The following is a 12,991-nucleotide window of genomic DNA, read 5'->3' as shown; positions in this document are numbered from 1 at the left end:
ATGAACACATTACTAAAAAATAAATTCACAAAAATCGCCTTTGGACTAGCAGCTGTATTTCAGCTGATGCCTGGGCAGGTCGATGCACAGGAATCTCCCAAAGAAGAGGATTTCTTTAAAATCATGCGAGTTACCGCTCCAGAAGGTACACTCTTGGAAGTGGGTGGTTTGACCGTTTTGCCAAATGGCGATCTAGGTGTGGCTACTCGTAGAGGGGACGTATTTATCGTAGAAAATCCTACTAGCTCTAAGCCATTCTTCAGAAAGTTTGCTTCAGGTCTTCACGAAATCCTAGGACTCCACTACGAAGACGGAGCCTTTTATATGGCTCAAAGAGGTGAGTTGACCAAATTAGTTGATACAGACCAGGATGGAACAGCTGACTTATATGAAACCGTGTATGCTTGGCCTATTTCTGCACATTACCATGAATATAGCTTTGGCCCTAAAGTAGGTCCTGACGGTTCTTTCTTCGTTTCTGCAAACGTCGCTTTTGGCGATCAGGAATGGTGGAGAGGCGAAAGCCGCGTGCCAATGAGAGGTTGGATCATGAAGATCAACCGTGACGGAAGCATGGAACCTTATGCTACAGGTATGAGATCTCCTGCTGGGCTGGGAATGCTTGGAGACAAGTTAGTTTACACCGAAAATCAAGGTGATTACATGGGTTCTGGTGGACTTTGGTTCATCGAGAAAGGTGATTTCACTGGTCACCCGGCAGGCTTAGCCTCGCAACTGGACTTCCTGACTCCCCTTTGAAATTGACTACTGAGGAATTCAATAAAGTAGTTGATCCACAAAAAATACCGAATGGAAATGGAGGTTTTCTCAAACCAGAAAACGTGATTGATGCTCCTTACATCACGATGGCACAGGCGAAGGAAAAACTTCCGGACTTGAAGCTTCCAGCAGTTTGGTTGCCCCATGGTATACAAGGTATTTCCAACTCCGAACCAATTGTAATTCCTGAAGGAAACTTCGGTCCTTTTGGTGGTCAGGTTTTGGTAGGTGACCAAGGTCAAAGTAAGATCATGCGAGTAGTTCTTGAAGAAGTAGATGGAGTGATGCAAGGTGCTTCTATAGATTTCAGATCTGGTTTCCAGTCTGGTATTTTGAGAATGGCTTGGGCGCCGGATAAGTCTTTGTTTATCGGTGAGACCAACCGCGGTTGGGGTTCTGCCGGTGAGGCAAATGAAGGTCTTCAGCGTTTAGTATGGAATCACAACATTCCTTTCGAAATGAGAACTGTTAAGGCTCAGCCTGATGGTTTCTTGATTGAATTTACCAAGCCGGTGAACAAAGCAACTGCTGAAGATTTGACTTCTTATGCAGTAGAAAGTTTTACTTACAAATACTATCCAGTGTATGGAAGTCCACCTGTAGATAACAAAACACTAAAAATTCTAGGTGTAGAAGTAGCTGCAGATGGCATGTCTGCAAGAATTGCAGTGGAAGGTTTGAGAGAGAGTTACGTACACAAGCTTAGCCTAAACGGAGTAAGAGCTGCTGATGGAAGCTTCTCACTTGTACACCCTGATGCTTACTATACGCTTCACAATATTCCTGCTGGCACTAAAATGGTAATCAAAACACCGGTGGCTCCGGAGACTAAGAAAGAAGTTGCAGCAGCTGCGAAGCCTGCACCAGTTAAGGCAACTTCAGTTACTTCTGCGATACCTTCAGATGCTGAGATCAAGACTTTATTAGCAAAAAATACCTGCTCAGCATGTCATATGAAAGACAAGAAAGTAATAGGCCCAGCTTATACAGATGTAGCAAAGAGAAGATATTCTGACGAGAGAATAGTGGAGTTGATTTATAATCCAGAGCCTCAAAACTGGCCAGATTATGCTACACCTATGCCTCCAATGGCTCAGGTATCAAAAGAAGATGCGATGAAAATCGCGAAATGGATTAATTCATTGAGATAATTTTTAGTCCACAGTAGTTTAGATTTAAAGGCTTAGCGATTTACTTCGCTAAGCTTTTTTTAGTTTTTCTAGTACCCGCGTATCCCCCCCCCTAGACGGCTATGGTCTATGGTCTGTTGACTTTTAACTACACAAAATCTTATAACTTCTTCACATAATTCCATAACACTTACCTCCCTAAGTCTCGCTAAGTTTGTATTGTCAATCAAAGACAAAACCTATGGAAGAATCAAATCAAGTAATACATAAAGAGACTTTTCCGGTAACTGGCATGACCTGCGCTGCCTGCGCTTCTAGCGTAGAAACAATTCTTTCCTATACAGATGGAGTTAAATCCGCTCAGGTAAACTTTGCTTCGAGTACTGTCTTAGTAGAATACACAGACGAAATCAGCCCTGCAGGTTTAAATGATGCGCTTGAAGCAGTTGGATACGGACTGATCACCGAGAAAGAAAATGTAGAAGAAACTGTTTCGACTAATCAAAGAGAACATTATCAAGAGCTCAAAAAACACACAATTGGAGCGGCTATTCTAACCCTTCCAATATTTATCCTTGGAATGTTTTATATGCATTGGGAGCCCGGAAACATGGATTTCCTTAGCATTGGCTATTCCAGTTCTTTCTGTTTTTGGAAGAAGATTTTTTACCAGTGCTTGGAAGCAAGCAAAAAATAAAAGTGTCAATATGGACACACTGGTTGCGCTAAGTACTGCGATCGCTTTCATATTCAGTTTATTCAATACCATTTTTCCTGAGTTTTGGATCAGTCGAGGCTTTGAGCCACATGTGTATTATGAAGCGGCTACGGTGATTATCACTTTCATTCTTTTTGGAAAATTGCTGGAAGAGAAAGCGAAGTCAAGAACTTCTACAGCACTCAAAAACCTAATGGGACTTCAACCCAAGACTTTAAAGGCCTTGATTAATGGAGCTGAAAAAGAAATCCCCATTTCTGAAGTTCAAAAAGATTATGAAATCATAGTCCGTCCTGAAGAAAAAATTCCTGTTGATGGAAAAGTGATCTCGGGAAATTCCTTTGTGGATGAAAGCATGATTAGTGGGGAACCTTTGGCTGTGGAGAAGTCTGAAAGTGATAAGGTTTTTGCGGGCACTATCAATCAAAAGGGAAGTTTTCATTTCAAAGCAGAGAAAGTTGGAACTGAGACATTGCTTTCGCAGATCATAAAACGAGTGCAAGAAGCTCAGGGATCTAAGGCTCCAGTTCAGAAACTGGTCGATAAAATCGCTTCCATTTTTGTCCCCACTGTCATAGCGATAGCAGTTTTGACCTTTGCTGTCTGGATGATTATCGGCGGAGAAGATGCACTTTCTCATGCGATTCTAAACTCAGTCGCAGTTTTGGTTATTGCCTGCCCCTGTGCACTTGGTTTGGCAACTCCAACTGCTATCATGGTTGGAATCGGAAAAGGAGCTGAAAATAACATCCTTATCAAGGATGCTGAAAGCTTAGAAATCGCTCATAAAGTCAATGTAATCATCCTCGACAAAACCGGTACAATCACTGCCGGGAAACCAACTGTCTCCAATATTCATTGGGAAACAGAAGAGTTGAAAACCAAGTTTGCTCCTATCCTACTTGCCATTGAATCAAAGTCAGAACATCCTTTAGCAGATGCAGTCAGTAAAAAATTGAGTGGAGAAGGTTTCAAATCTGCGGAGCTTAAAGACTTCCAAAGCTTAACCGGTAAAGGCGTAGCAGCTAAAAACCAATCTAGTGAAGCCTTATATGTAGGAAATTTAAGCCTGATCAAGGAACAGGGAATTTCATTGAATTCAGAAATTCAAGACAAAGTAAAAGTCTGGAGTAAGGAAGCCAAAACAGTTGTTTTCTTCGCAAATGAAGAATCCGTTCTTGCAGTCATTGCAATTTCTGATCAAATTAAACCAAGCTCGAAATCTGCTATAGAGAAGCTTAAAGAAAAAGGAATTGATGTTTACATGCTTACTGGCGACAATCAACAAACAGCTGAAGCGGTGGCTCAGGAAGTTGGGTTGACACATTTCAAAGCTGAAGTGATGCCTTCTGACAAATCTGACTTTGTCAAAGACCTTCAGGCGAAAGGTAAAGTAGTTGCGATGGTAGGTGATGGAATCAATGACTCAGAAGCTTTGGCACAAGCCGATGTTAGTATTGCGATGGGCCACGGATCAGATATCGCAATGGATGTAGCAAAGATGACGATCATTTCCTCGGATCTTGAAGCCATTCCAAAAGCTCTAAATTTATCACACATGACCGTAAGAGGAATCAAAGAAAACCTGTTTTGGGCCTTTATTTACAATTTGATCGGAATTCCAATTGCTGCAGGCGTGTTGTATCCAATCAATGGATTTCTGCTCGATCCCATGATCGCAGGAGCTGCGATGGCGTTTAGTTCTGTTTCTGTTGTGTTGAATAGCTTACGATTGAAGGGAAAAAGAATTTAGTGTTCGTGTATTAAGTACCATGTCCAAAGTACCAAGTATCAAAGATCATGGACAGAAACTATTACTGCTTTACCACATTAAAACCTTCGAACTAATTTTCCAATATTTTAAATTTCCAATCTTCCATTAAGTAAAAATGAAAACTCAAAAATTCAAAACCAACATCAACTGTGGCAATTGCTTGGCAAAGGTCACTCCTATTTTAAACGCAGAAGCTAAAATCGAATCCTGGTCTGTAGATTTACAAAGTGATGACAGAACTCTCACCGTAGAATCTGAAGATATCACAGCTGATGAAGTCTTTAAAAACAGTACTCAAAGCTGGATTCATCGCAAAACCAGAGTAAGTTTAACAAAACGGCAAACTTACTTAGAGACATAATTTCCAATTTCTATTCACCAATCTCTAGTGTTCTAAAGTCTAACATCGTATGTCTTAAGTCTACTAAAATCATGTACTACCTCCGTCAAGTTCATCTTCCTTCTAGCTCTGATCGTCAGTTTCCTTTTTCGCTGAAAGCGCTGAAGGAACTGGGCACCTTGTCATTTGAAAGTCCGATTACAGTTTTTGTCGGAGAAAATGGCTCTGGAAAATCAACGCTTCTTAAAGCCCTGGCTATCAAGCTGAATTTACCGGCCATAGGAAGATATTACAGATTTAGAAAGTGATGAGACCCTCGATGGAGTCAAAACCTATGGTGAGCAAATTATCACCCAATGGAAAGACAGGGCTTTTCGTGGCTTCTTTTTCCGGGCTGAGGATTACTTTGGCTTCGTCAAGCGTCTCCAAAACATGGATTCTGAGATGAAAGGCGATATTGTAGATTTTGAGAAACGGTTGAGCGGAACAGGTCTAAAACGAGCTGTAGGACCAATTTTAGGCCAAAAGGAAGCACTACTTAGGAAATACGGAAATCTTACCGAAGTTTCGCACGGAGAAGGCTTCTTGAAAGTCTTGGAAGGGAGATTGCAAAATGAAGGTATCTGATCCAATTGACGAACCTGAAGCAGCCCTATCTCCACAGCGTCAATTGGCGCTTTTTTCCCTGATCAAAAATCTAGCGGAGAATCATGGTTGCCAATTTATCATCGCTACCCACTCTCCTATTTTGATGACCTTACCGAACGCTACTATTTTCCAGTTTGGAGAGAAAATCCAGAGAGTGAATTATGAAGATACAGAGCATTTCACCACTCTAAAAAAACTTCCTAAATAATCCGGACGCTTTTTTAAGGCATTTGTAAAAGAGATAAAGCAGGTCAACTTTTTCATTGGCTGGAGAAACTTAAATAAAACCAGGTAATGCTGGACGAGATTACTAATTTTTTCGCTCTACCTCCTTCAAAAGTGCTGTGAGAGGCTTGGAAGAAACTACTTCAGAAAGCTGCAGAAGTACATTTTTGAATTCAAGCCTAAGCATTCTGTCCTCCTTACCATAATCCCAAATCGGATAAATTGCTTGCTCAAAAAGCGTATCAAAACTTAATTCATTACGGTAGATTTTATACGGTAAATCCTCACAGTAAAGCACAGAAGGTGGGGAATTGAAAGCTCTGAAACCTAACAAATCCACTAAAGCACGAAGACTGAGAATGGCGGTTCCAGGATCATTTCTGCCGGACTTAGTGCTTTGAGGGCGATTTCGGATAGTTGCCTATATCCATATTCATAATTGAGTAGACTTACCCACTCCTGCTTGCTCATGATCACTCCCAGCAATGCCTGCTGCTCTTGTTCAACATCCAAATTTCGGCTGCATTTCATAATCGCCTGACCACGAAGCACGTAAGTTCCCATAGGATAAATAGCCATCATACTGCACTTACTTTTTGATAAAAATCCTTTCATTTCTTTATCATCAAACCCTTCGAAAACCCCTGATCTATGAGGCTCGAACAATAGATTTTGCAGCAAATTCAGGCACCTCTTTCCTCTCTTCTTTTTCCTTACAAAATGCGCTCATCCCATCGAAGGTGGAAGATTTGATTCGATCAATAATGACATTGTATTTAACTGATTGGGTGATATAATGAAGAAAATAAATGAAAAGAAAAATATCGAAAACAGTGATCACGGTCAAAAGAAAAATGCTCAGGGACGGAATCTGAAAAGAATCCCCTGTTTCGCGAATGGTGCTGAAAAGAAAAAAAGTGTAAATGATGGTCCCTATATAAATCCCTAAAACTGTTTGCTGAAAGCGGTTTCCAATCGCAGGTTTCTGCCGGCGCTCTGTTACTCGGCTGAGATGCTGCTTGACTCAGGACAATCATCACCATGGAAAAGCTGAAAACGGTCAGAGAAATAATTCCTCCCGCAATAGCACCGAGACTACGAGCAGTGGAAGGATCTTTGGATCGTGAGCCAAGGAATATCGGTTTTGACTTCTTGGCCGACATTGGAAAGATCAAATGAAAAAACTAAAGCGGCAATGAACAAAAATACGATGCTTATGCAACCGGGTATAAAGGCTATACTGGAAATAATGTTTTGATACCTGGCAATCAGCCACATCCTAATTTCATCCATTTTTTTGAGGTCGTTTTATCAAATCGAATATTACCTATAAATCGAATTTGAGGTAAAAAAGTGAATTTACAATCCAATCAGTACTATTTATGCAGGTCATTCAAAATTGAATCACTGTTGCAGTTGACAAAGTAAACCATCGAAATTTCAATGATTTTCTTGAGTTCAGCACCTATCTTTGCCTACATATTGAATCACAAGTTACCTATGCAACTCCTTCAAAACAAACAGAGAACCCTCCTTATTGTCTTCATTTTACTATTTTCAAACCAAGTTTTGGCACAACAAAACGTAGCTTTACCCCTTGTAAAGTCAACAATCAAAGGAATAAATATTTACGGAAAAACAGTTGACAACCAGACCCGTTGCCAGCACTGGCATTCTGATTTGGATGTAATCGCGATCAAATTCAAATGCTGTGAAAAGTACTATCCATGTTTTTCCTGTCATGAAGAAGAAGCTGATCACGAACCTCAAGTATGGCCAAAGACAGAATTTGATGCTAAAGCGATCCTTTGCGGAGTGTGCGGCACAGAACTCACCATCAGTGAATACCAAAAAAGTGGTAATACTTGTCCGAAATGTACAGCGGCTTTTAATCCGGGATGTAGTAAGCATTATCACTTATATTTTGAGACGGAAGATAAATGATCAATTTTCAATGGTCAAATTCAACGTTCTAGTCCATTTATAAAGAATAAAGTTTAAAGTAGAATTGCGATCTCCGCGTCTCCTCAGTGACCTCGGCGCTTAATATCGTTTACTCTGTTAAAAGAAACCTCAATCCCAAAAATCCTCTTATCCCCTGATTTGGAGCATAGACATACGTTGGGTCAAAAGTCAAAGCATTCGGATTTTCTGGAGTAGGAATAACCGTTCCATTAGGACCAAAAACAACGATTTTATCAAATGGATCAAACGCTCTGGCAATGGAATTTGCTGCTGGAGTGAAATTCAGGATATTTTTTACTCCTCCATACACTTCCCATTTTTCTCCCAATTTCTTGGTCAATTGGATATTCTGCAAACTATACCAAGGAGAATATGCTGGCCTATCATCGAAAGGCCCCAACAAGGGTAAGCGCATAGGACTATAAACATTTCCGGTATAGTCCATCGTCAAACCCAATCTGAAAAACTCATAGCCAACAGACCAAACTCCGCGAAATTGCTCGGTGAGCAATTGACGGATTTTAACCCCTTCCTCTTCAATACTTACATCCATGAGTGTGCCTCCAGCTGTAATTGCAAATCCATTCGCCCAAGCAATATCCGCATTCAAAGAAATCCCTTTTGATACAGCTGAGCCGTCGAGGTTGGCATAAATAATCTGATTTGGATTCGTCTCATAATCTGGAATAATCCGATTAGTAAAATAGGTGTAAAATGCAGACCCGTCCAGTCCTAGGAATGTCCCCTTATCGGTATAGAATTTCTTTACCAGATTCGCATTTACATTCCAGCTTTGCTCCCGGTTTCAATTCCTCAGTGAATATCACATCCCTAGCACCAGTCAACGCTGCATGATCTTCTGTAAATACATTTGCTACTCTAAACCCGTTACCAGCAGACAGCCTAAATACCGTACTCTTGTCATCAGAAGCCAATTTGTAATTCACCCGGGGAGAAAAAATTGACCCGTGAATGGAATTGTAATCGTATCGAGCTCCTAATAGTAAACTCTGGTTGGGAGCAAACTTAATTTCATCCTGAACAAAAATCCCGGGTAAATGAATGACTGAAAGGGAGATTTTCTTCCAAAGCCAAGGAAGAAGTAGCTGAAGTATTGTCATCATAAAAAGTATATCTATAGGCCAAGCCCATCAATAAACTATGTTCCTGAACAGGTTTTGCCCAAGTAAATTGGCCATAACCAATGTATTGATCAGCTTTAAAAATAGTCGTTCCATAAACAGAATTTTGGTTGTGCCCGTTTACAGAAAATTGAAAGTTCATAGTCTCTGAAGTTGGCAATTGCCAGGTACCAAAAGTTTCCCATCGGCTGGTATAAATACTCTCGCCATATACCCGATCCCCACCTCTTTCTTCATTTGTCCAATTCATCTCTCCTCCCCGACGACCTTCATAGACGTATCTTCCAGCAACCGTAAAAAGTCTATTTTCTGGTCGGCTTACATTGATTTTCTGGAAAAATGAAAGACGTTTTGAAAGGGTCACGTCAGTAAAACCATCTCCATTATTATCTATTGGATTATCGTAGTAAAAAGCATTCACACCAGTAAGAGATTGAACTTTTTCACCCCAATCAGACCGCAAACCTAAATCCAGATTCATCTCTCCCCAGCCAGTTGAAAAGAAATCTGTAGAAACTAATGGTGCAAAATCCGGTTTTTTAGTGATCACATTAATCAAACCACCTACAGCTTCCGAGCCATAAAGCGTGGACGCTGGACCCTTCACTACTTCCACTCTATCTATCAACGCCTGAGGAATCCCTGTCAATCCATAAACTGTTGCCAAGCCACTCACTATCGGCATCCCATCGATCAGTACCATGGTGTATGGCCCTTCCAAACCATTGATATGAATATCGCCCGTGTTGCAAACATTGCAATTGATCTGAGGTCGGACACCATTTACATTTTGTAGGGATTCAAAAATTGAAGGCGTAGGATTTGCCCGGAAAAAATTGGCGCTGTAAACCTCTACTGGCACTGGACTATCCAATTTGGAAACTTCCTGCATTGTGCCACTGACTACTACCTCATCCAAACCTCCATCCATTTCCCTCAAGATAAAAAGCAGTGCGGTGGTGTCTGCTCCTGGATTCTTAACCACCTGCTGAGAAGTTTGAAATCCTACCATGGAAGCTTGAACAGTAAAAGTCCCTGACTCAGAAATTGGAATAGAAAAGGCTCCTGATTCATCTGTCACTGCCCCAATCGCTAATCCTTTCACATAAACATTAGCAAATTCCACCGGTTCATCTCCATGCAAAACCCTGCCTTTCAGCAAATAGCTTTGACCATATGCCTCAAAAGAGAATAGTAAAACATATACTAGAAAGAGGTAATTGTATCTCATAGACTTGGAGTAATTCTAAAATTAGATACGGCAAATTTACATTGTTAGATTAGTCTAACAAAATTGTTTTAAAAAATAATTCAGCATATTTGAATACTAAAGCAATAGATTATGGCATCACAAACCGAGGAAAACTACCTGAAATCTCTTTTTAACCTTGCAAACGAAAACAATGAGGTGAATATCTCCGAATTAGCTGCCCAGATGCAAGTCAGCATGCCCACAGTGAATAGTATGGTGAAGACTCTCCAAAAAAATGGTTGGTTGAATTATGAAAAGTATAAACCTGTCACCCTGACGCCAAAAGGAAAAAAAGAAGCAGCATTAATTATTCGAAAGCATCGATTGACCGAAATGTTTTTGGTGAATAAAATGGGTTTTGGCTGGGAGGAAGTTCATGAAATTGCCGAGCAGGTTGAACATATTCATGCCCCAAAATTCTTTGAGCGCATGGATGAAATGATGGGATTCCCGACTATAGATCCACATGGCTCACCGATTCCAGATAAGCAAGGTCGAATCCAGGAGATTAATTACCTTACACTATCGAAGTGTAAGGCCGGTCAAACTGTGATACTTGCTGCACTTACTAACTCCTCTACTGAGTTTCTGGAATTTCTCAATGGCAGGAATTTGAGTTTAGGGACAGAACTGAAAATCCTATCAAAAGAGGCTTATGATCAAAGTATAGTAGTCTCCTACCCAAATCACTCGAGCGAAACATTGTCTGAAAAAGTCTGTGAGAAGCTGCTGGTTAAAGTAGTAGAATAAGCATTTCCAAACCACATATCTTTTCAAACTACCTCCTAGTTTTTCCTCTTTGGTTAAATATTTGGTACATTTTACTCAAACCTATTTAATAAACATGATCATCGACGTACACACCCATATTAATAATTACCATGAAGAACGTGTTGTTTCCTTGGAGGACTGTCTAAATAAGCTAACTGAAACCATGCAGGAGAATGAAGTCGATTACTCACTTGTCCTCACTTCCTATAAAGTCAATGAACACCGACCAAGTACCAAAAAGGTGGTTGAGGCTATTGCTGACAGGAAAAACCTGGGTGTAGTAGCAGGCATCAGTTACCTTAATTACAATCACCATGATCTCCGGGAAATCGCAGAATACCCTGGAAGCTGGCCTGATTAAAGGATTGAAACTTTATCCTGGCTACGAACCATTTTACCCCAGTGATGCACGCCTTAAAGTAGTTTATGATATGGCAATCGAGTATGACGTGCCTGTCATGTTTCACTCCGGGGACACCTATGCACCCACAGGACGGGTAAAATATTCCCATCCTATACATCATGATGATCTCGCTGTGGATTATCCTGATTTGAAAATTGTAATCTGTCATGTAGGAAATCCATGGATCAAAGACTGCATGGAGGTCACCTACAAAAACAAGAATGTTCATGCCGACTTTTCCGGATTGGTTCTTGGAGATTTCTCGGAGAAATTTGAGCGCTGGATGAAAAATGAACTGGAGCAAATGATCACTTATGCAGGAAATCCCAAGTATCTCCTTTACGGAACAGATTGGCCAATTTCTTCTATGAAATCTTATTTAAACTTCATGAAAAACTTAGAGCTGCCTGAGGAAAAGAAAGAAATGATCTTGTGGAAAAATGCGGCTGAATTATTCAAGCTTGATGTCAGCAGTTTTAAATAAGTTTCTAAACTATCGATTGTAAGGGTATTCATTAATCCAATGAAACCCTCTTGCGACAAGTGGATATTCTGACACCAGTTTTCGAGTACCATTTACTTTGCTGATATTCTCGCCTATCTTCAACTCAAGTTCATATTCCTGATCAGAGAGTTCTCTTATGGATAGCTCATCCGGCTCTTCTTCATTCTCACGGTTTTTAATGCTGATTTTCCCATCAGGATTGATTTCTTGAATAGATAGAAACTCCCTTTCTCCATCTTTTCTTATTAACATTAAGTAGTTAGATTCCACCACTACTTTGTCCCAAGCTATAGCCTCATCAGCCTCGAATCCACTATAGATTCCCTCCCACTCATTTTGGTGTACCCGAAATTTTTGCCCTTGATAATGACCAACCATTCTCGTAATTGGAATAACACCAACATAGTAGATATTGATTAAAAGCCAGATAATCTGGTATTTCCTTTTCGTGAAATACGGCTTTAGCTCTCCCAAGCTGGTAGTCTTTTGAAGAAGAAAAAAATCAAAAATTGATTTCAAACTAGGTAATAATACCAGAATGGAGAAAACGAGAAGATGCGATGAAAATAGCTTTACGGGTACGTCGAAAGAGAAATTCACTAAAACTATATTGGTACAAACGGCAATTGACATTAAAGCGCCTAATACAACGGTACGTCGGAAAAGCAATAAAAATCCAGCAAGGATTTCAGATACACCCATGAATATTTTATAGGTATCAGAATAACCAAAAAACCTCCATGCTAAGCCCATAGGAGACATTTCCCCGTAAAGTACGTCCATACTATATAGACTTCGGTTCAGGGAATTGACCAACCAGAAATTTGGCTACTCCATAGGAAATGAGCGTTAGCCCAACAAAATAACGTGCATACACCAATGACCATTTGTAGAAACCACTGGCATTTTCCCGCACTTTCTTTATGAAAATCATGATCAAACTAATGACGAATGACACGATGATCATTGCTGGAATCATTACATAATCAAAAGTAGTATCACCACTTCCAGTCATCTCAATTTTTTCAAGAGTTTCAATTCCAAGAATAGATTTGCCGAAAAAAAGTATAAAACTGGTCTTTAACTGAATAAAATACTTGCTGAATAATTCGTAAGTAAAAGGGATGTTATCCAGAGGAAAAGGAAATCCATAAATAAAAATATAGAGACCTACCCAGATCATCAAAAAGCCCTTTAAAACAGTTATTTTCTTCATAGTTTAGATAAATTACCTTGTCAAAATAGGTGAAAATCTAAAATTAAGGAAACGAAAATCAGGCTCTTAACTAATTTTATGAGTGCTTCTGAATAGAACTTTTTCAATTATTTCAAAAAGAA

The 12,991-nt window shown here is 40.0% G+C and carries 14 protein-coding genes and 4 pseudogenes; 10 read left to right on the top strand and 8 right to left on the bottom strand.

Annotation, left to right across the window (positions count from 1 at the left end):
* The 6 genes and pseudogenes from AC0L6R_RS08210 (at position 1) to AC0L6R_RS08185 (ending at position 5,598) form a co-directional block, all read left to right on the top strand.
* Positions 1-1,931 (top strand): annotated as a pseudogene (locus AC0L6R_RS08210) (c-type cytochrome).
* Between the two features lie 220 nt (positions 1,932-2,151).
* Positions 2,152-4,381, top strand: a pseudogene (locus AC0L6R_RS08205) (heavy metal translocating P-type ATPase).
* Positions 4,382-4,517: 136 nt separating this feature from the next.
* Complete coding sequence (locus AC0L6R_RS08200) at positions 4,518-4,763, top strand: heavy-metal-associated domain-containing protein (RefSeq protein WP_473270741.1); 246 nt, start codon at positions 4,518-4,520, stop codon at positions 4,761-4,763.
* Between the two features lie 71 nt (positions 4,764-4,834).
* Complete coding sequence (locus tag AC0L6R_RS08195; protein WP_473270740.1) at positions 4,835-5,050, top strand: AAA family ATPase; 216 nt, start codon at positions 4,835-4,837, stop codon at positions 5,048-5,050.
* Between the two features lie 124 nt (positions 5,051-5,174).
* Entirely contained in the window at positions 5,175-5,369 is a 195-nt protein-coding gene (locus AC0L6R_RS08190; protein ID WP_473270738.1) for a hypothetical protein, read from the top strand.
* Positions 5,356-5,598 (top strand): AAA family ATPase, encoded by a 243-nt coding sequence (locus tag AC0L6R_RS08185; RefSeq protein WP_473270737.1) that lies wholly within the window; start codon positions 5,356-5,358, stop codon positions 5,596-5,598. Before AC0L6R_RS08190 ends, AC0L6R_RS08185 begins: the two co-directional genes overlap by 14 nt.
* Positions 5,599-5,700: 102 nt before the next feature.
* On the opposite strand, the pseudogene AC0L6R_RS08180 reads toward AC0L6R_RS08185, so the two are convergent.
* From AC0L6R_RS08180 to AC0L6R_RS08170, 3 genes and pseudogenes are all read right to left on the bottom strand, one after another.
* A pseudogene (locus tag AC0L6R_RS08180) lies at positions 5,701-6,230 on the bottom strand (DUF2254 family protein).
* 34 nt (positions 6,231-6,264) lie between these two features.
* The gene (locus tag AC0L6R_RS08175) at positions 6,265-6,591 is read right to left on the bottom strand and encodes a DUF2254 family protein (RefSeq protein WP_473270795.1); all 327 of its coding nucleotides are present in this window, start codon (positions 6,589-6,591) and stop codon (positions 6,265-6,267) included.
* A gap of 76 nt (positions 6,592-6,667) precedes the next feature.
* Positions 6,668-6,778 (bottom strand): annotated as a pseudogene (locus tag AC0L6R_RS08170) (hypothetical protein); the annotation flags it as partial.
* A gap of 406 nt (positions 6,779-7,184) precedes the next feature.
* Here AC0L6R_RS08170 and AC0L6R_RS08165 point away from each other — a divergent pair.
* Positions 7,185-7,559, top strand: a complete 375-nt coding sequence (locus AC0L6R_RS08165; protein ID WP_283411053.1) for a CHY zinc finger protein — start codon at positions 7,185-7,187, stop codon at positions 7,557-7,559.
* A 109-nt stretch (positions 7,560-7,668) separates the two neighbouring features.
* Here AC0L6R_RS08165 and AC0L6R_RS08160 read toward each other — a convergent pair whose 3' ends face one another.
* Genes AC0L6R_RS08160 through AC0L6R_RS08150 form a run of 3 tightly spaced genes read right to left on the bottom strand, consistent with a single transcriptional unit; the run spans position 7,669 to position 9,953 of the window.
* Positions 7,669-8,352, bottom strand: coding sequence for a TonB-dependent receptor domain-containing protein (locus AC0L6R_RS08160; protein WP_473270793.1), 684 nt, complete (start codon positions 8,350-8,352; stop codon positions 7,669-7,671).
* Complete coding sequence (locus tag AC0L6R_RS08155) at positions 8,327-8,701, bottom strand: TonB-dependent receptor domain-containing protein (protein WP_473270736.1); 375 nt, start codon at positions 8,699-8,701, stop codon at positions 8,327-8,329. Before AC0L6R_RS08155 ends, AC0L6R_RS08160 begins: the two co-directional genes overlap by 26 nt.
* Positions 8,613-9,953, bottom strand: a complete 1,341-nt coding sequence (locus tag AC0L6R_RS08150) for a TonB-dependent receptor (protein WP_473270735.1) — start codon at positions 9,951-9,953, stop codon at positions 8,613-8,615. Before AC0L6R_RS08150 ends, AC0L6R_RS08155 begins: the two co-directional genes overlap by 89 nt.
* Before the next feature lie 111 nt (positions 9,954-10,064).
* Here AC0L6R_RS08150 and AC0L6R_RS08145 point away from each other — a divergent pair, with 111 nt between their 5' ends.
* From AC0L6R_RS08145 to AC0L6R_RS08135, 3 genes are all read left to right on the top strand, one after another.
* Positions 10,065-10,724 (top strand): metal-dependent transcriptional regulator, encoded by a 660-nt coding sequence (locus AC0L6R_RS08145; protein ID WP_473270734.1) that lies wholly within the window; start codon positions 10,065-10,067, stop codon positions 10,722-10,724.
* A 94-nt stretch (positions 10,725-10,818) separates the two neighbouring features.
* The gene (locus AC0L6R_RS08140) at positions 10,819-11,106 is read left to right on the top strand and encodes a hypothetical protein (RefSeq protein ID WP_473270733.1); all 288 of its coding nucleotides are present in this window, start codon (positions 10,819-10,821) and stop codon (positions 11,104-11,106) included.
* Positions 11,060-11,632 (top strand): amidohydrolase family protein, encoded by a 573-nt coding sequence (locus tag AC0L6R_RS08135; RefSeq protein ID WP_473270732.1) that lies wholly within the window; start codon positions 11,060-11,062, stop codon positions 11,630-11,632. The genes AC0L6R_RS08140 and AC0L6R_RS08135 overlap by 47 nt, the downstream gene beginning before the upstream one ends.
* 9 nt (positions 11,633-11,641) lie before the next feature.
* On the opposite strand, the gene AC0L6R_RS08130 is transcribed toward AC0L6R_RS08135, so the two are convergent.
* Positions 11,642-12,436: a hypothetical protein gene (locus AC0L6R_RS08130; protein ID WP_473270731.1), complete on the bottom strand. Its 795-nt coding sequence runs from the start codon at positions 12,434-12,436 to the stop codon at positions 11,642-11,644.
* 1 nt (position 12,437) lies between these two features.
* Complete coding sequence (locus AC0L6R_RS08125) at positions 12,438-12,869, bottom strand: hypothetical protein (RefSeq protein ID WP_473270730.1); 432 nt, start codon at positions 12,867-12,869, stop codon at positions 12,438-12,440.
* Between the last annotated feature and the right edge of the window lie 122 nt (positions 12,870-12,991).

This window comes from Algoriphagus sp. 10J20-15 (genome assembly GCF_055809615.1).
This window is presented reverse-complemented; position numbering and strand designations above follow the sequence as displayed.